The sequence below is a fragment of the Pseudomonas fluorescens genome, assembly GCF_001708445.1.
Classification (GTDB): Bacteria; Pseudomonadota; Gammaproteobacteria; order Pseudomonadales; family Pseudomonadaceae; genus Aquipseudomonas; species Aquipseudomonas gorinensis.
Genome location: NZ_CP015637.1, coordinates 4,239,992 through 4,258,641 on the forward strand (window position 1 = coordinate 4,239,992; position 18,650 = coordinate 4,258,641).

The 18,650-nt window shown below is 62.1% G+C and carries 15 protein-coding genes and 1 pseudogene; 11 read left to right on the forward strand and 5 right to left on the reverse strand.

Going from position 1 to position 18,650, the window contains the following annotated elements; translation table 11 throughout:
- Positions 1–3: 3 nt before the first annotated feature.
- Positions 4–666, reverse strand: coding sequence for a peptidase C39 family protein (locus A7317_RS18705; RefSeq protein ID WP_069076559.1), 663 nt, complete (start codon positions 664–666; stop codon positions 4–6).
- A gap of 233 nt (positions 667–899) precedes the next feature.
- On the opposite strand from A7317_RS18705, the gene A7317_RS30895 reads away from it, so the two are divergent.
- Positions 900–1,061 carry a hypothetical protein gene (locus tag A7317_RS30895; protein ID WP_168232119.1) on the forward strand — a complete coding sequence of 54 codons (162 nt, stop codon included), beginning with the start codon at positions 900–902 and terminating at the stop codon, positions 1,059–1,061.
- Here A7317_RS30895 and A7317_RS18710 read toward each other — a convergent pair.
- Entirely contained in the window at positions 1,058–1,468 is a 411-nt protein-coding gene (locus A7317_RS18710; protein ID WP_041161254.1) for a hypothetical protein, read from the reverse strand. The two genes, A7317_RS30895 and A7317_RS18710, sit on opposite strands and share 4 nt — an antisense overlap.
- 240 nt (positions 1,469–1,708) lie before the next feature.
- Between A7317_RS18710 and A7317_RS18715 the strand changes: the two genes are divergently transcribed.
- The 4 genes from A7317_RS18715 (at position 1,709) to A7317_RS18730 (ending at position 8,207) form a co-directional block, all read left to right on the forward strand.
- Positions 1,709–4,930 carry an efflux RND transporter permease subunit gene (locus A7317_RS18715; protein WP_024076287.1) on the forward strand — a complete coding sequence of 1,074 codons (3,222 nt, stop codon included), beginning with the start codon at positions 1,709–1,711 and terminating at the stop codon, positions 4,928–4,930.
- On the forward strand, positions 4,920–6,089 hold the full coding sequence (locus A7317_RS18720) for an efflux RND transporter periplasmic adaptor subunit (protein WP_024076288.1): 1,170 nt from the start codon (positions 4,920–4,922) through the stop codon (positions 6,087–6,089). Before A7317_RS18715 ends, A7317_RS18720 begins: the two co-directional genes overlap by 11 nt.
- Positions 6,073–7,491: an efflux transporter outer membrane subunit gene (locus A7317_RS18725; protein ID WP_069076560.1), complete on the forward strand. Its 1,419-nt coding sequence runs from the start codon at positions 6,073–6,075 to the stop codon at positions 7,489–7,491. The genes A7317_RS18720 and A7317_RS18725 overlap by 17 nt, the downstream gene beginning before the upstream one ends.
- A gap of 257 nt (positions 7,492–7,748) precedes the next feature.
- Entirely contained in the window at positions 7,749–8,207 is a 459-nt protein-coding gene (locus A7317_RS18730) for an REP-associated tyrosine transposase (RefSeq protein ID WP_069076561.1), read from the forward strand.
- A gap of 123 nt (positions 8,208–8,330) precedes the next feature.
- Here the strand turns inward: A7317_RS18730 and A7317_RS18735 are convergent.
- Both A7317_RS18735 and A7317_RS18740 read right to left on the reverse strand, forming a co-directional pair.
- Positions 8,331–9,615: pseudogene (locus A7317_RS18735) on the reverse strand (Zn-dependent hydrolase).
- 24 nt (positions 9,616–9,639) lie between these two features.
- A complete protein-coding gene (locus tag A7317_RS18740; RefSeq protein ID WP_069076562.1) occupies positions 9,640–11,127 on the reverse strand; it encodes an NCS1 family nucleobase:cation symporter-1 in 1,488 nt (495 codons plus the stop codon).
- Positions 11,128–11,718: 591 nt separating this feature from the next.
- Here A7317_RS18740 and hydA point away from each other — a divergent pair.
- The 3 genes from hydA (at position 11,719) to preA (ending at position 15,960) form a co-directional block, all read left to right on the forward strand.
- A complete protein-coding gene (hydA, locus tag A7317_RS18745) occupies positions 11,719–13,158 on the forward strand; it encodes a dihydropyrimidinase (protein ID WP_069076563.1) in 1,440 nt (479 codons plus the stop codon).
- Positions 13,159–13,318: 160 nt separating this feature from the next.
- Positions 13,319–14,686, forward strand: a complete 1,368-nt coding sequence (locus A7317_RS18750; protein ID WP_069076564.1) for an NAD(P)-dependent oxidoreductase — start codon at positions 13,319–13,321, stop codon at positions 14,684–14,686.
- Positions 14,686–15,960, forward strand: a complete 1,275-nt coding sequence (gene preA / locus A7317_RS18755; protein WP_024076294.1) for an NAD-dependent dihydropyrimidine dehydrogenase subunit PreA — start codon at positions 14,686–14,688, stop codon at positions 15,958–15,960. The genes A7317_RS18750 and preA overlap by 1 nt, the downstream gene beginning before the upstream one ends.
- A 121-nt stretch (positions 15,961–16,081) precedes the next feature.
- Here the strand turns inward: preA and A7317_RS18760 are convergent, their stop codons facing one another.
- Positions 16,082–16,702: a TetR/AcrR family transcriptional regulator gene (locus A7317_RS18760; RefSeq protein WP_069076565.1), complete on the reverse strand. Its 621-nt coding sequence runs from the start codon at positions 16,700–16,702 to the stop codon at positions 16,082–16,084.
- A gap of 143 nt (positions 16,703–16,845) precedes the next feature.
- Here A7317_RS18760 and A7317_RS18765 point away from each other — a divergent pair, with 143 nt between their 5' ends.
- Genes A7317_RS18765 through copD form a run of 3 tightly spaced genes read left to right on the forward strand, consistent with a single transcriptional unit; the run spans position 16,846 to position 18,533 of the window.
- The gene (locus A7317_RS18765) at positions 16,846–17,313 is read left to right on the forward strand and encodes a GNAT family N-acetyltransferase (RefSeq protein ID WP_069076566.1); all 468 of its coding nucleotides are present in this window, start codon (positions 16,846–16,848) and stop codon (positions 17,311–17,313) included.
- Positions 17,307–17,672 carry a copper homeostasis periplasmic binding protein CopC gene (copC, locus tag A7317_RS18770; protein WP_069076567.1) on the forward strand — a complete coding sequence of 122 codons (366 nt, stop codon included), beginning with the start codon at positions 17,307–17,309 and terminating at the stop codon, positions 17,670–17,672. The genes A7317_RS18765 and copC overlap by 7 nt, the downstream gene beginning before the upstream one ends.
- A 3-nt stretch (positions 17,673–17,675) precedes the next feature.
- Entirely contained in the window at positions 17,676–18,533 is an 858-nt protein-coding gene (copD, locus tag A7317_RS18775) for a copper homeostasis membrane protein CopD (protein ID WP_069076568.1), read from the forward strand.
- Positions 18,534–18,650 lie beyond the last annotated feature (117 nt).

Sequence of the window (18,650 nt, forward strand, 5' to 3'; positions counted from 1 at the left end):
CGCTTACTTTTTCTCAGCCAACACCTTGAGCGCCTGCGCCGCTGCCTGCTCCTGCCCGGCCTGGGCAGTGGCGTTGGCGGCTTCACGCCAGCGTTGTGCGTCCACGTTGGCCGGCAACTGGCTCGGGCGCTGGGTCAGGATGGCCCAGTGTCCGGCGCTCTTCCACGCCGATTCAAAATCACTGAAGCCCATCAACAGTCGCCGGTCCATGCCTGAACGCAACAACACGGTGCTCTTCTGCTGGTTAAAGCCGACGACCACCACGTAGCGAGGTTCAGACCAGAACCGGCCACTGATGCGCGCCATCACCGGGTAGCCCGCCGCCACCTGCGCCAGCACCGCGGTCAGCTTGGCATCCAGCGGGTACACCATCAGCCCGTACTCACGCGCCAGCACCTGCATGTTGCGCTCCAGATCAGCCTGCGCAGCGGGCAAGCGCAGCGGTTTATCAAGCAAGCCCGGTGTCATCACAATGCCTTGTTGCGACAGCATGCTGGCTAATGCCGTAGGACCGCTCTGATAGGCATCGCTGCGAAACGTCGGGACGCCATTGAGTTCAACGCGCTCCGGCAAGCCCGCAAGCTTCGACGGATGACCGGAACAGGCCGCCAGCCCGAGGGCACAGGCCAGCAACCAGGATGTTTTAACGTTCGACCGTAACCGCAATTTTTTACTCTCTTGATCAACTGTCGGTGAGGGGCCTGATCATAGCCCAATCGCGCCGACAGTAAACCGCGGGCAATGGCGTTCTCTATAGCCGAGAACCCCAGTAAACACGCGGTGATAGAGCAAACAAGTTGGATGGACACGACCATTGGTCAATAGCAGGCAACCGCCGGGTAGCTAGACTGTCCATTGAGAAGACTGTGTGTGCCCCCTACGGGGCGAAGGAGGCCCGAATGAGCCTTGCAACAACGATTGTCCTGTTGATCTGCGGTTGGCTGGCGGTAGCCGGCGCCATGTTGTGGGGGGTGTTGCGCATTACCCGCCGGCACCATCACCCCCACGCCAGACCCACTGCGCCCGCCAAGCCGCATAAGCGCGCGGTGCACCACGCCTAGCCAGGCATGCAATTGAAGTCCTGCGTCGCGGCGACTTCCTTACCGTGACCATCCATCAGGGATGCGCGCACAGTGGTGCCCAGGCTGGATTCCACCAGGGTGTAGTGTTCACCCGCCTTGAAGTGCTTGTACTCCACGCGGCCCTGGCAATCCTGCTGGTTATCGTCGCCCGGTTCCTCCTCATAGAGCGTCACATCCAGGCGGTGGTCCCCCGGTGGCACTTCAAAAAAGCGCCCGTCATCCACGCGTTTGCCATCCACGCGCTCGGCCATCAAGTCATTCGGGGCTTCTTCCTTCAAGCCGATCCAGGCTTCGCTCGGGTCAGCCTTGGGAATCGGGCCGGCACAGGCCGACAACAACAAGACCGCGCCCAGGGCGGGAATCAGCAGGAGTGGTTTAAGTGACAGGTTTTTCAAGTTCATGGCAGGGCTCCAAAGGACATCGATCAAGGCGCTGGACGCAGAAAAGTGACTCGCGTCCGATGGGGTACAAGCTTGAGGAGCTCGCCTTTGTAGAACAAATGAATACACATGAAACGATCTTCAGCGCATAACTAAAACTTCCTTCACCTGGCTGAAAGGTGCGTGTTAGGTGGGTCGGTCAAGACTGCCGGGGTTTGCAATCCTGCTCCCTCCGGAGGTTCACGCATGCTCGGGCTGGTAAAGACCGCACTGCAAAAGCCATACACGTTTATCGTGCTGGCCATATTTATCTGCATCGTCGGGCCCATGGCGGCCCTGCGCACCCCCACCGATGTTTTTCCCGATATTGGCATCCCCGTCGTCGCCGTGGTGTGGCAATACAACGGCCTGTCGCCGGACGCCATGGCCGGTCGGGTGATCTACACCTATGAACGCTCCTTGAGCACCACCGTCAACGACATCGAACATATCGAATCGCAATCGCTGCCCGGCATGGGCATCGTCAAGATCTTCTTCCAACCCGGCGTGGATATCCGCACCGCCAATGCCCAAGTCACGGCGGTGTCACAAACCGTACTCAAGCAAATGCCGCCGGGCATCACGCCGCCGCTGATCCTCAACTACAGCGCCTCGACGGTGCCGATCCTGCAAATGGCGTTCTCCAGCCCGACGCTGTCTGAAGCCAGGATCCGCGACCTGGTGCAGAACAATATCCGCCTGCCCTTGAGCGCCCTGCCCGGCCTGGCCATGCCCACGCCGATGGGCGGCAAACAGCGCCAGATCACCCTCGACCTCGACCCGCAGGCGCTGGCCGCCAAGGGCTTGTCGGCACAGGACGTGGGCAACGCCCTGGCGCTGCAAAACCAGATCATCCCGGTGGGCACCGCCAAGCTCGGCCCCAACGAATACACGATCCTGCTCAACAACAGCCCGAAGGCCATCGATGAGCTCAACGACCTGCCGATCAAAACGGTTGATGGCGCACTGATCACCATCGGCCAGGTGGCCCACGTGCGCGACGGCTCGCCGCCGCAGACCAATATCGTGCGCGTCGACGGCCATCGCGCGGTGCTGATGCCGGCCTTGAAAAACGGCAGCATCTCGACCCTGTCGATCATCGACGGCATCCGCCAGATGCTGCCGCGCATCAACGAAACCCTGCCGCCGTCGCTGAAGACTTCGCTGCTGGGCGACGCCTCGGTATTCGTCAAGCAATCGGTGGGCAGCGTGGCCCAGGAAGGCATCATCGCCGCGCTGCTGACCAGCGCAATGATCCTGTTGTTCCTCGGCAGCTGGCGCTCCACGCTGATCATCGCCGCATCGATTCCCCTGGCCGTGCTGTCGGCCATCGCGTTGCTGGCGGTCAGCGGGCAAACCCTTAACGTGATGACCCTCGGCGGGCTGGCGCTGGCGGTGGGGATCCTGGTGGACGACGCCACGGTGACCATCGAAAACATCAACTGGCACCTGGAACAAGGCAAGGCGGTGAAGACCGCGATCCTCGACGGCGCCGCGCAGATCGTCGGCCCGGCATTCGTCTCCCTGCTGTGCATCTGCATCGTGTTTGTGCCGATGTTTTTGCTGCAAGGCATCGCCGGTTACCTGTTCCGGCCGATGGCCCTGGCGGTGATCTTCGCCATGGCCAGTTCGTTCATCCTTTCGCGCACCCTGGTGCCCACGCTGGCAATGTTCCTGCTCAAGCCGCACACGCCGGAGCCCGGTGCGGGGCATCATCCGGAAGATGACTTCATCAACCACCACGAAGGCGAGCAGCACCGCCAACCGCGCAATGCCCTGCTGCAATCGGTGCTGAATTTCCAGCAGGGGTTCGAGCGTCACTTCTCGAATATCCGCGACACCTACCATGGCCTGCTGACCCTCGCGCTGGGCACCCGCAAGGGCTTTATCGTCGGCTTCCTGGCTTGTGTGCTGGCGTCGTTCCTGCTGCTGCCGAGCCTCGGCCAGGACTTCTTTCCCGCCACCGATGCCGGCGCATTGGCGCTGCATGTGCGCCTGCCGCTGGGCACGCGTATCGAAGAAAGCGCGGCGGCCTTCGACCGGATTGAAGCGCGGATTCGCGAAGTGATCCCCGCCGAAGAGCTGGACACCATCGTCGACAATATCGGCATTCCGCTGAGCGGCATCGACATGGCCTACAGCAGCAGCGGCACCATCGGTCCGCAGGACGGTGATATCCAGGTCAGCCTGAAAAAGGGCCACGCGCCCACCGCCGACTACGTGAAAAAACTGCGTGAGGCGCTGCCCCAGAGTTTCCCCGGCAGCCACTTCGCCTTCCTGCCGGCGGACATCAGCAGCCAGATCCTCAACTTCGGCGCGCCGGCTCCGCTGGACGTGAAAATCTCCGGGCGCAGCGATGAAGAAAACCGTGCCTATGCCGTGGAGCTTGAGCGTCGACTGCAACACGTACCCGGCATCGCCGACCTGCGTATCCAGCAGTCCACCGGCTACCCGTCGCTGCAAGTGAATGTCGACCGTATGCGCGCCAACGGCCTGGGCATTACCGAACGGGACGTGACCAACAGCATGGTCGCCTCCCTCGCCGGCAGCTCGCAAACCGCACCGACCTTCTGGCTTAACCCGGCCAATGGCGTGTCCTATTCCATCGTCGCCGCCACCCCGCAATATCGTCTCGACAGCCTGCCATCGCTGGAAGCGCTGCCGGTGACCGGTGCCGACGGCCAGTCGCAGATCCTCGGCGGCGTGGCGACCATCTCCCGCGTGCAAAGCCCGGCAGTGGTCACGCACTACAACATCGAACCGACCCTGGACCTGTACGCCAACGTGCAAGGCCGTGACCTCGGCGGCGTGGCCCGCGACGTGCAAAAAGTGCTGGACGACACCGCATCGATGCGTCCCAAGGGCGCGGTGATCAGCCTGCATGGCCAGATCGATGCGCTGCACGAAGCCTTCAGCGGCTTGAGCTTTGGCCTGCTCGGCGCAGTGGTGCTGATCTACCTGCTGATCGTGGTCAACTTCCAGTCGTGGGTCGATCCGTTCGTGATCATCACCGCATTGCCGGCGGCGCTCGCAGGGATCGTGTGGATGCTGTTCCTCACCGGGACGTCGTTGTCGGTGCCGGCATTGACCGGCGCGATCCTGTGCATGGGCGTGGCCACCGCCAACTCGATCCTGGTGGTGAGCTTCTGCCGCGAACGCCTGGCCGAGCATGGCGATGCTCTGAAGGCCGCGCTGGAAGCCGGCTATACGCGCTTTCGCCCGGTGTGCATGACGGCCCTGGCGATGATCATCGGCATGTTGCCCCTGGCCCTTTCCGAAGAACAGAACGCGCCCCTTGGCCGAGCGGTGATCGGCGGCTTGATCTGCGCCACCGTCGCCACCCTGTTATTTGTTCCCGTGGTCTTCAGCCTGGTCCACGGTCGTCACTCTACTCGCGCAGTTGCTGGAGAAAACCCACATGTCGTCTGATCACAACCCCTCGCGCAAGCGTCTGATGCTCATGGGTGTCGGCGGCCTGACCCTGGCCGCCCTGTTGGTCGCCAACGGCCTGCATGCCCGCACGATGCACGAACAATCGGTCACCGCCTGGACCGAAACCGCCGCCATCCCCCAAGTCATGGTGTTCCAGCCACAACAGAACGTGGCCGGCGACACCCTGCGCCTGCCCGCGCACCTCGAGGCCTGGAGCAAGGCGCCGATCCATGCGCGGGTCAGCGGTTACCTGAAGGACTGGAAAGTTGATATCGGCAGCCAGGTCAAGGCCGGGCAAATCCTCGCCGAGATCGACAGCCCCGACCTCGACCAGCAACTGGCACAAACCCACGCGCGCCTGGTGCAGCAACAGGCCAATGCACGCTTGGCCGAAACCACCGCCACACGCTGGCAAAACCTGCTGGGCAGCCACTCGGTGTCGCGCCAGGAAGCCGATGAAAAAACCTCCAACGCCGCGGCCGCAAAGGCCAACGCCGAGGCGGCCGCGGCCGACTATGCACGGCTATCGGCGCTGGAAAGCTACAAGACCATCCGGGCCCCCTTCGCCGGCACCATCACCGCGCGCAACACCGATATCGGCCAGTTGATCAAGGCCGATACCGACAGCGATCCGGAACTGTTCAACATCGCCGACACCCACCAATTGCGCCTCTATGTGCCGGTACCGCAGAACTATGCGGCGGTGATTCACCCAGGGCTGGAAGCCGAACTGACGGTGCCCGAGCATCCCGGCAAACACTTCAAGGCGCGCCTGATCGGCGACTCCACCGCCATCGACCGTCGCTCCGGCACCCTGCTCGCGCAGTTCGTCGCCGACAACCCCCACGGCGAACTGCTGCCCGGTGATTACGCCGAAGCCACCCTGCCGATTCCGGCGGATACCCATGGCGTCAGCATCCCGGCCAGTGCGCTGATCTTCCGTGCCCAAGGCACTCAGGTCGCGGTGCTCGATGCGCGGAACCATGTGCACCTGCAAGACATCCATATCGGCCTCGACCTCGGCGAACGCCTGGTCATCGACCAGGGCCTGAAACCCGCTGACCGCATCGTCGACAACCCGCCCGACGCCCTGCGCGAAGGCGACCCGGTGCAACTGGCCGACGCCTCCGGAGGTGCGCATGCGCCCAAGGCTTAAGCCCCTCGCGGCGTTGATGCTGCTGGCATTGCAAGGCTGCTCGATGGCGCCGACCTACCACGTGCCGTCGATCGACCTGCCGGCGAACTACCGCGAACAGACCAGCGACGGTCCATGGCACAGCGCGCAGCCGTCCGACCAACTGGCGCCGCAGTGGTGGACGCTCTACCACGAGCCGCGCCTGAATCAGCTGCAACAGCAACTGATCGAGGCCAACCCGGACCTGGCGGCAGCGCTGGCGCACTTCGATGCGTCCCAGGCGTATGCCAGCCAATTGCATGCCGGGCTGTTCCCGCAAATCACCGCCAGCGCGCAGCCGTTGCGCCAGCGCCAATCGGATTCACGGCCGCTGCGCGGGGATACGCAGCCATCGGTATACAACAGCAACACCGCCGGCTTTTCCCTGAGCTACGACCTGGACCTGTGGGGCAAAATCCGCAACCAGGTCGCGGCCGGTGATGCCCAGGCGCAAGCGTCCGGCGATGACTTGGCCGTGGCGCGCCTGAGCCTGCAACGTCAGCTGGCGACGCTGTATGTGCAGCTCAATGGGCTGGATGCACAGCGTCGGATTCTCAACCGTTCGCTGGAGGATTACAGCCAGGCCCTGCAACTGACGCGCAGCCGTTATGAAGGCCAGATCGCCTCCGAACTGGACCTGACTCGCGCGCAAAATCAACTGGCCGAAGCCAAGGCACAACTGGATGAAGTCACCGGCCAGCGCAACCTCACCGAACATGCGATCGGTGAACTGGTGGGCGTGGCGGCCAGTGACTTTACGCTGCCGCAGAGCCAACACCTGATGACCCTGCCCGGGATTCCCTCGCAGTTGCCAAGCCACCTGCTGCAACGCCGCCCGGATATTGCCGCGGCGGAACGCCGGGTGTTTGCCGCCAATGCGAATATCGGCGTGGCCAAGGCGGCGTGGTATCCGGATTTCAGTTTGACCGGGTTGATCGGGGGGCAGACGCAAGGGGTGGGCAACCTGCTGTCTGCGGGGAATCGATATTGGGCGCTGGGGCCGTTGGTGAATTTGCCGATCTTTGATGGCGGGCGCTTGAGCGCCAATGAACGCCAGGCCAAGGCCGAGTTTGAAGAGGCGTCGGCGCAGTATCGCAGCCGGGTGCTGAAGGCCGTGCGTGAGGTGGAAGATAACCTGGCGCAGCTCAGGGATTTGCAGCAGGAGGCACAGGATGAGCAAGCGGCGGCAGATGCGGCGCAGCACACCCAGTCCCTGGCGATGAACAGCTATCAGGCGGGCGCGGTGAGTTACCTGGATGTGGTGACGGCGCAGACGGCGGCATTGCAAGCCCAGCGGACATTGCAGGCGGTGCAGACGCGGCAGTTGCAGGCGAGTATCGGCTTGGTCACAGCCCTGGGCGGCGGTTGGCAGCCTGAGGCCTGACAACGCCCTCAGGCACCGTTCAGGCTAAATGCAGGAGGACAGCCAGTTCATCCGTAGCTGACCCACCGCTATCGGGGGCAAGCCCCCTCCCACACTGATGCTGTGTCAGACACATAATGTATAAACGCCGCTGAGCCCCTGTGGGAGGGGGCTTGCCCCCGATAGCGCCCTTCCAGACACATCCTGCCAAAAGCCTGCCCATCAGCCTCTTGCCCTCCGATCTAGCCTCTCCAGGCACATCTTGAGAGGGCCAGGGAATGGCAGATTTACCCGCTTCACACCGCCTGCGCATCGGCCGCGTCAGCGAACCCAACCGCATCTACCTCATCACCACCAACACCCACGAACGCATACCGATATTCAACAATTTCCATCTCGGTCGCTTGGTGGTCTGGCAATTTCGGTTAGCCCAGTATCAAGGGCTGGCGAACTCCCTGGCTTGGGTGGTCATGCCGGACCACTTTCATTGGATTATCGAGCTACAGAAAGGCTCGCTGGCGGATTTGATGCGGCAGGTGAAATCCAAGAGCACGCGATCCGTCAATGGCGTAAGTGGTCGCAAGGGGCGGCTCTGGCAAGAGAGCTTCCATGACCGGGCACTGCGCAAGGAAGATGACCTGGTAAAAATGGCCAGGTATGTGGTGGCGAATCCATTGCGGGCGGGGTTGGTGGAACGGATTGGCGACTACCCATTGTGGGATGCCATCTGGGTCTAACGTCAAACGCAGTTCAAAATGTGGGAGGGGGCTTGCCCCCGATAGCAGGGTGTCAGTCAACGCATGCAGTGACTGACCCACAGCTATCGGGGGCAAGCCCCCTCCCACATTTTTTTGTGCCTTTCAGGCGGCGAGTTTGCCGCTGGCGATGGCGGCTGAAGCGGCCACCATCGCGCGCAACAGCACTGCACAGCCTGCCGCCAGGTCATCCGGTGCCGCATTCTCGATTTCGTTATGGCTGATGCCGCCTTCGCACGGCACGAAGATCATCCCCGCCGGGCCCAGTTCGGCGACGAAAATCGCGTCGTGCCCTGCCCCGCTGACGATGTCCATGTTCGACAGGCCCAGGCCATTCGCCGCATCGCGCACAGCGTCCACGCAACCTTTATCGAAGTACAGCGGCGGGAAGTCGGCGGTGGGTTCCATCTCAAAGCTCAGGCCGTGTTTGGCGCTGGTGTCCTCAATCACCTTGCGCACCTGGGCAATCATCGAATCCAACCGCGCCGGTTCCAGATGACGGAAATCCAGGGTCATGCGCACTTCACCGGGAATCACGTTGCGTGAGCCAGGATAGGCCTGCAGGCAACCGACGGTCCCGCAAGCATGCGGCTGATGCCCCAGCGCCGCCGCATTGACCGCAGCCACCACCGCCGCCGCGCCTACCAGGGCGTCCTTGCGCAGGTGCATCGGCGTCGGCCCCGCATGCGCTTCAACGCCGCGCAGTTTCAGGTCGAACCACTTCTGCCCGAGGGCGCCGAGCACCACGCCGATGGTTTTTTTCTCATCCTCAAGAATCGGCCCCCTGTTCGATATGGGCTTCGAAATACGCACCGACCTTGTGCCCGCTGACGGGACGCGTACCTGCGTAGCCAATCGCATTCAGCGCATCGCCCACGCTGACGCCGTCCACATCGACCTTGGCCAAGGTATCGGCCAGGGTGAATTTTTCGGCAAACACCCCAGACCCCATCATGCACGGCGGGAAGCGCGAGCCTTCCTCGTTGGTCCACACCACCACTTCCAAGGGCGCTTCGGTTTCGAGCTTGAGGTCATTGAGCGTGCGCAGCACCTCCACCCCCGCCAGCACGCCAAAGCAGCCATCGAACTTGCCGCCTGTAGGCTGGGTGTCGATATGGCTGCCGGTCATCACCGGCGGCAAGTTGGGATTGCGCCCAGGGCGGCGCGCGAAAATATTGCCGATGCCATCAATGGTCACGGTACAGCCGGCGTCTTCGCACCATTGCACGAACAGATCGCGGGCCTTGCGATCGAGGTCGGTGAGGGCCAGGCGGCACACGCCGCCCTTGGGCGTGGCGCCGAGTTTGGCCAGGTCCATCAGCGACTGCCACAAACGGTCGCGGTTGATGTGCTGATGGGTCGATTGCAGAACGTCGAGGGCAGCGTTCATGGGGATCTCCTCAGGCTGTATTTCTTATGAATTGACTTTGACGACTACCTGGCTGATTCCGCGCTTGGCATTCAAGCCGTAATACAACAACCCGCCCAACGCCGAACCGGTAAACCAGCCGTAGCTGTAGAACCAGCTGAACGCATCGCTGCCCAACGACAGCAAGGTCAACACCACCGGCACGCCAAAGGCGACAAAGCCGCTCCAGTTCCACGCCGGGTACACGTCGTCGCGGTACAAACCGGCCAGGTCCAGTTGCTGTTTGCGAGTGATGAAGTAGTCCACCACCATGATCCCGGCGATTGGCCCCAGCAAGCTCGAATAGCCCAGCAACCAGTTGGAATACACCGTCTCCAGGCTCACATCCGAGACGATCAGCCCGAGCTTTTTCAGCAGCTCATGGGCCATCAACGCCAGCCCGACCAGGCCGGTGAGGATCACCGCCGTGGTGCGGTTGATCAGCTTGGGCGCGATGTTCTGGAAGTCGTTGGTGGGCGAGACGATGTTCGCCGCCGTGTTGGTGGACAAGGTGGCGACGATGATCAACGCCATGGCCACGGCGACCCACACCGGGCTCTGGATATGGCCGATCAAGGTGACGGGGTCGGACACGCTGACGCCCACTAATTTCACCGAGGCGGCGGTCATGATCACGCCCAGGGCCGCGAACAGGAACATGGTCAGCGGCAGGCCGAAAATCTGCCCGAGGATCTGGTCCTTCTGGCTTTTGGCATAACGACTGAAGTCAGGAATGTTCAACGACAAAGTGGCCCAGAAGCCCACCATCGCGGTAAGGCCGGCCATGAAGTAACCGGTGAGGCTGGCACCTTCGGGGCGTTTCGGTGGAATGGCCATGAGCTCGCTAAGGGAGACATTGGGCATCGCCCACACCAGCAAACCAATGCCCACCGCCACCAGCAGCGGCGCCGACAGGGTTTCCAGGCGCTTGATCGACTCGGCGCCGCGCAGCACCACCCACAAATTCAGGGTCCAGAAAATCATGAAGCCGATCACTTCACCGGTGCCGCCGAGGGACTTCCAACCGTCGAAAATCGAGCCCAGGAACAGGTGAATCGCCAACCCGCCGAACATCGTCTGGATACCGAACCAGCCACAGGCTACCAGCGCGCGTATCAGACACGGCACGTTGGAGCCGAGGATGCCGAACGACGAGCGCAGCAACACCGGGAACGGAATCCCGTACTTCGTGCCGGGGAAGGCGTTGAGGGTCAGCGGAATCAGCACCACGATATTGGCCAGCAGGATCGCCATCAGCGCCTCGCCCACCGACAAACCGAAGTACGCCGTGAGTACCCCGCCCAGGGTGTACGTGGGCACACAGATCGACATACCGACCCACAGCGCGGTGATGTGCCACTTGTTCCAAGTGCGTTCATGCACCTTGGTCGGTGCCATGTCGTGGTTGTAGCGAGGGCTGTCGAGGACGTCGGGGCCGGCGTCGAGTTCGTACAGGCCGTTGCGTTCTATGACTTGCGATCTGTTCTGTTGCATGGCCGCTCCACGGTTTTTTCGAATTATTGTTGCTCATCCCACGCTTTACGCAGGATGGCCGGAGTACCTCGTTGACAACACGACATCACGGGCCCGGCCAGCCGCCACTGCACTCAATAATCGTGCCGACCACTGACCTTCAACCCGCACCGCTTATATAACGTGCTGATGTTAATCAGCTTTCCAATTGAGCCTGCGGTACTTGCCGCGCTACTCAGGCTAAATAACGCGAAAGTTGTCCGAACCCTCAGGGCTCAATCTGGTGCACCACAATTATTTTTATTTACCGCGCCCGTCAAGCGGCATATCTCAAGCGTCTGATTTGCAATAAGAAATGTTGCTCATATTGAGAACCTGTCAAGTGCGTCAAAATGGTGATCGCTCGCTACATTTTGGTGATTTTCAATTTTTACCCATATAAATCAACAAGTTAATATCGATATAAGCTTATAAAAAATATTCTTGCTCATTCTAAAAACTCGGGCTAGTTTCTATTCCTGTCACCGATGACAGGTTTATGCACCCCACGGTGAACAGCATGACAACACTTAGAACTGGCACAAGCCGGTCAAGCCTTGTGAGGAACTCGACATGTCGCTGTTGATCCGTGGCGCCACCGTTATTACCCATGATGAAAGTTACCGCGCCGATGTTTTATGCGCAGGCGGTCTAATTCGCGCCATTGGCACGGACCTGGATATTCCCGCCGGCACTGAGATACTCGACGGCAGCGGCCAATACCTGATGCCCGGCGGCATTGACCCGCATACCCACATGCAATTGCCCTTCATGGGCACCGTGGCCAGTGAAGACTTTTTCAGTGGCACCGCAGCAGGCCTGGCGGGGGGCACCACCTCGATCATCGACTTTGTGATCCCCAACCCGCAGCAGTCCTTGCTGGAAGCCTTCCACCAGTGGCGCGGCTGGGCAGAAAAATCCGCATCCGACTACGGCTTTCACGTGGCGATCACCTGGTGGAGCGAGCAGGTGCGCGAAGAAATGGCCGAGCTGGTCAGCCACCACGGCATCAATAGTTTCAAGCACTTCATGGCCTACAAGAACGCGATCATGGCCGCCGATGACACCCTGGTCGCCAGCTTCGAACGCTGCCTGGAACTCGGCGCGGTGCCCACCGTGCATGCGGAGAACGGCGAGCTGGTGTATCACCTGCAACGCAAGCTGATGGCCCAGGGCATCACCGGGCCGGAGGCCCATCCACTGTCGCGTCCCTCCCAGGTGGAAGGCGAAGCGGCCAGCCGCGCGATTCGTATCGCCGAGACCCTCGGCACGCCGTTGTACCTGGTGCACGTTTCAACCCGGGAAGCCCTGGACGAAATCACTTACGCCCGGGGCAAGGGCCAGGCGGTGTACGGCGAAGTGCTCGCCGGCCACCTGTTACTGGATGACAGCGTCTACCAGCATCCCGACTGGCACACCGCGGCCGGCTATGTGATGAGCCCGCCGTTCCGCCCACGCGGGCACCAGGAAGCGCTGTGGCATGGCCTGCAATCGGGCAACCTGCATACCACCGCCACCGACCATTGCTGCTTCTGCGCCGAACAGAAAGCCGCCGGCCGCGACGACTTCAGCAAGATCCCCAACGGCACCGCGGGGATCGAAGACCGCATGGCGCTGCTTTGGCACGAAGGGGTCAACACCGGGCGCCTGTCGATGCAGGAGTACGTCGCGCTGACCTCCACCAACACCGCGAAGATCTTCAACCTCTACCCACGCAAAGGCGCGATCCGCGTCGGCGCCGATGCCGACCTGGTGCTGTGGGACCCCGAGGGCACCCGCACCCTTTCAGCCAAGACCCACCACCAGCAAGTGGACTTCAACATCTTCGAAGGCAAGACCGTGCGCGGCGTGCCGAGCCACACCATCAGCCAGGGCAAGCTGGTCTGGGCCGATGGCGACCTGCGCGCCGAGCGCGGTGCCGGGCGCTATGTGGAACGGCCGGCGTATCCGTCGGTGTTTGAGCAGTTGAGCAAGCGGGCGGAGCATTCCAGGCCGGTGGCTGTGAAACGCTGAGCCCCCCATGTAGGAGCGAGCTTGCTCGCGAAAAACGTTAACGAAAACGCGGGAAGCCTGATACTCAACGGCGCTCTCAGGTTTTTCGCGAGCAAGCTCGCTCCTACACATTGCGTCAGCAAATGCCCGTCAGAGGCAAAATAACCGTGAGGCCAACACCGTGATCCAGACCCTGAGCCACCTCCCCCATCCCCCTGAAGACGGGGCCACCCTCGCCAGCCATTTCACCGACCTGGCACCGCCCCTCACCGCCCGGCAAGCGCAACTGGAAGCCTCGCGCTGCCTGTATTGCTACGACGCGCCGTGCGTGAATGCGTGCCCCAGCGAGATCGATATCCCCTCGTTCATCCGCAATATCCACACCGACAACGTCCAAGGCGCAGCGCAGAAAATCCTCTCGGCCAACATCCTTGGCGGCAGTTGCGCACGCGTCTGCCCCACCGAGATCCTGTGCCAGCAAGCCTGCGTGCGTAACAACGCCGAAGAGTGCGCGCCGGTGCTGATCGGCCTGTTGCAGCGCTACGCCATCGACAACGCGCACTTCAGCGAACACCCGTTCCAGCGCGCCGCGCCCACCGGCAAGCGCATCGCCGTGGTCGGCGCAGGTCCCGCAGGGCTGGCCTGCGCCCATCGCGCCGCCCTGCACGGGCATGACGTGGTGATTTTCGAAGCGCGGGAAAAGGCCGGCGGCCTGAATGAATACGGGATCGCCAAGTACAAGTTGGTGGATGACTTCGCCCAGAAGGAACTGGAGTTCCTCCTGCAAATCGGCGGCATCGAGATTCGCCACGGCCAGCGCCTGGGCGACAACCTCTCCTTGAGCGAACTGCACCAGCAATTCGATGCGGTGTTCCTTGGCCTGGGCCTGGCCGCCAGCAAACACCTCGGCCTGCCCCACGAAGACGCCCCCGGCCTGCTCGCTGCCACCGACTACATCCGCGAGTTGCGCCAGGCTGACGACTTGACCCAACTGCCCCTGGCCGACCGTTGCATCGTGCTCGGCGCCGGCAATACCGCCATCGACATGGCCGTGCAAATGGCCCGCCTCGGCGCGCGCGACGTCAACCTGGTCTACCGCCGAGGCCTGGCGGACATGGGCGCGACCCAGCATGAGCAGGACATCGCCAAGGCCAATCAGGTGCGCCTGCTGACCTGGGCCCAACCCGAAAAAGTGCTGCTGGATGACCAGGGCCACGTCCGCGGCATGCGCTTCGCCCGCACCCGTCTGGAAAACGGCTGCCTGCAACCCACCGGAGAGACCTTCGAATTGGCCGCCGATGCGATCTTCAAGGCCATTGGCCAGGGCTTCGATAACGAGGCGCTGCACGACCCCCTGGCCCAACAACTGCAGCGCGTCGGCGCGCGTATCTTCGTCGATGAACAGCTGCGCACCAGCATCCCCGGCGTATATGCCGGTGGCGACTGCGTCAGCCTCGGCCAGGACCTCACCGTGCAAGCGGTACAACACGGCAAGCTGGCCGCCGAAGCCATGCACGCCCAACTCATGCTTAACGTGGAGGCTGCGTAATGGCCGATCTCTCGATTGTATTCGCCGGAATCAAGGCCCCCAACCCGTTCTGGCTGGCCTCCGCGCCGCCCACCGACAAAGCCTATAACGTGGTCCGCGCGTTTGAAGCGGGCTGGGGTGGCGTGGTCTGGAAAACCCTGGGTGAAGACCCGGCGGCGGTCAACGTGTCGTCGCGTTACTCGGCGCACTACGGCGCCAACCGCGAAGTGCTGGGCATCAACAATATCGAGCTGATCACCGACCGCTCCCTGGAGATCAACCTCAGGGAAATCACCCAGGTGAAAAAGGATTGGCCGGACCGCGCGCTGATCGTGTCGCTGATGGTGCCGTGCGTTGAAGCATCCTGGAAAAACATCCTGCCCCTGGTAGAAGCCACCGGCTGCGACGGCATCGAGCTGAACTTCGGTTGCCCCCACGGCATGCCCGAGCGCGGCATGGGCGCGGCGGTGGGCCAGGTGCCAGAGTATGTGGAACAGGTGACGCGCTGGTGCAAGACCTATTGCTCACTGCCGGTGATCGTCAAGCTCACGCCGAATATCACCGACATCCGTGTGGCGGCGCGGGCGGCCTATCGCGGCGGTGCGGACGCGGTGTCGCTGATCAACACCATCAACTCCATCACCAGCGTGGACCTGGAACGCATGGTCGCCCTGCCGATGGTCGGCACCCAGAGCACCCACGGCGGTTACTGCGGCTCGGCGGTCAAGCCGATTGCCCTGAACATGGTCGCCGAAATCGCCCGCGACCCGCAGACCCAAGGCCTGCCGATCTGCGGCATTGGTGGCATCGGCAACTGGCGCGACGCGGCGGAATTCGTCGCCCTCGGCTGCGGCGCGGTGCAGGTGTGCACGGCGGCGATGCTGCATGGGTTTCGCATTGTGGAAGAGATGAAGGATGGATTGTCACGCTGGATGGACAGTCAGGGTTACACCAGCCTGCAAGAATTTTCCGGGCGGGCGGTGGGCAACACCACGGATTGGAAGTACCTGGACATCAACTATCAGGTCATTGCCAAGATCGATCAGGAGACGTGCATTGGCTGCGGGCGTTGCCATATTGCCTGTGAAGATACGTCGCACCAGGCCATCGCCAGTTTGAAACAGGCGGACGGCACCCATCAGTACGAGGTGATCGACGACGAGTGCGTGGGTTGCAACCTGTGCCAGATCACCTGCCCGGTGGCGGATTGCATCGAGATGGTACCGGTGGACACCGGTAAGCCGTTCTTGAATTGGACGCAGGATCCGCGTAATCCCTACCGGGAGGCGGTGTAGTCCTGTAGACCGCTATCGGGGGCAAGCCCCCTCCCACATTGAGCGCATTATGTCTGAAAGAATGCGATCCACTGCGGGAGGGGGCTTGCCCCCGATGAGGCCCTCAGCCTCACCACAAGACTCAAGGCTCCAACCCAATCCCGCGCAAAATCACACTGGTCACCGTCTGGATCGCCTTCTCGAACTGCATATCCGACAACGGCTGGTGATCATTCAAAATCTTCACCTGGTGATCAAAGTCGGCATAGTGCTGGGTCGATGCCCAGATCATATACAGCAGGCTCGACGGCTCCACCGGCAGGATGCGTTTGTCTTCCACCCACTGGCGAATCTTCGCCTCCTTCATCTTGGCCCAGTCGTACAGGCTTTCATCCAGCGCCTCACCGAGGGTCGGCGCGCCGTGGATGATCTCGTTGGCCCAGACTTTCGAGCCATAGGGCCGCGTGCGCGAGCGCTGCATCTTGGCGCGGATGTAGCTGCTGAGCACCACCCTCGGGTCATCGAAGGTCTCGAAGCTCAAGGCGTCCTGCTTCCACACCTCCAGCAGATCGAACAGCACGGCGCTGTACAGCTCGCTCTTGGTGGTGAAGTAATAATGCAGGTTGGAACGTGGCAGCTGCACTTCTTCAGCGATATCGGCCATGGCGGTGCTGCCATAGCCCTTTTCGGCGAAGACCTTCTCCGCCGCCAGCAGGATTTTTTCGACGTTGACCCGGCGAATTCCGATCTTGTGATTGCCCATAAGGGCTCCCTGACAACAACATGGGCTAAAGACTACCATCGGCTCTAGACCGCGGCGACAGGCCGCAATGAAAGTTCTTACCTTCACCTTCCCCACGGATATTGGATTGGTTAGGATCGCGGTCCCTATCCAGGATCATTCCCATGCCTATTCGACCTCGCGTACCCGCCGACGACCCGTTGCTGGGCGCCCTGTGGGAGCGCTCGGTACGCGCCACCCATGACTTCCTCCCCGAGGACGATATCCAGCGTTTACTGCCCCTGGTACGCGACACTTACCTGCCGATGCCTGCCCTTGACGTCTGGGTGTATGAAGATGAACAGGGTATTGCCGGTTACATCGCCACCGGCAGGAACAATGTGGAAATGCTGTTTATCGACCCCACGCGCCGGGGCCAGGGGATCGGCCGCCAGTTGCTGGACCACGCCCGTGCGCGCCACGACACCTTGACCGTCGACGTCAACGAGCAGAACCCCCAGGCTGTGGGTTTCTACCTGCACTACGGTTTTGTCCAGGTCGCGCGCTCGCCGCTGGATGGCGAAGGCAAACCGTTTCCCTTGCTGCACATGGCTTTACCGACTCCTCCCACTGAAGGTACGGAACAATGCTGATCAAGAAAACCCTAACCGCCGTCGCCCTGCTCGCCTCCCTGCTCGGCGCCTCGGCGGCGTTTGCCCACGCCCACCTCAAAAGCTCGGAGCCGGCCGCCGACAGCACCGTCGCCGCACCGAAGGACTTGCGCCTGACCTTCAGCGAAGGCGTCGAAGCCACCTTCACCAAGGTGTCCCTGAGCAAGGACGGCACCGAAGTGGCAATCAAGGGCCTGGCAACGCCAGACGCCGACAAGAAAACCCTGGTGGTGACGCCCGCCGCCCCGCTGGCGGACGGTCACTACAAAGTGGTGTGGAACGCAGTCTCGGTCGATACCCACAAGAGCAATGGCGAATACAGCTTCCAGGTCGGCCAATAACCCATGGCAACCCTGCTGGTGCTGTGCCGCTTTGTGCATTTCATCGTCGTGCTGCTGATGTTCGGGGCCTGTGTATTCAGGCCCTGGCTCCTGGGCGCTGAACCGCAGGCGGTGCTGGACCGACAAGTGTTGCGCATCACCCGTGGGCTGGCCTGGACGGCCCTCGCGTCGGGGGTGATCTGGTTACTGTTGATTACCGCCAGCATGGCCGGTTCATGGCCGGCGGCGCTGGAACTGTCGACCGTGCAGTTGGTGCTGGGCAAGACCTTTTTTGGCCAGGTGTGGACCTGGCACCTGCTGTTGAATGGGCTGCTGGTCATCGCCCTGATGACCGCGTGGAAGGCCCCGCGCCTGCCGTTGATCACGCTGCTGCTGATGACCCTGGCCCCGGTCGGCCACGGCGCCATGCTCGATGGGCTGAGCGGGCAGCTGTTGATCCTCAACCAGGTGGTGCACCTGATGTGCGTCGGCGCATGGTTGGGGGGGTTATTGCTGCTGGTATTGATCCTCAGGCAGCCACACGGTGTTGAGCTGGCGCCGGTCCTGCGTCGTTTCAGCGGCGTCGGTTATGGCCTGGTCGCGGGCTTGCTGGTGACCGGCCTGATCAATGTGCGCGTCCTCACCGGGCAGCTGTGGCCCACGCCGTTGTTCAGTGGTTTTGCGTTGATTCTATTGATCAAGGTGATGCTGGTGCTGGGCATGTTGGCGCTGGCGCTGCTGAACCGGCTGCGCCTTGATCGCTGCGAACAGCGGCTGGGCAGCTTGAAGGCCAGCGTGATGCTGGAATGGCTGCTCGGTGTTTGCGCCGTCGCCGCCGTTTCACTCCTTGGCACCCTGCCTCCCATGGTCCTGGCGGGCTGAATGTGGGAGGGGCGGTGCGACGATTCGACTTGCCCCCCCCCACATTGACACTGCCCGCTCTGGATCAACCCACACGCAGTCATCGTATAACTTCTGCTTGACACCCCGCAAAAACCC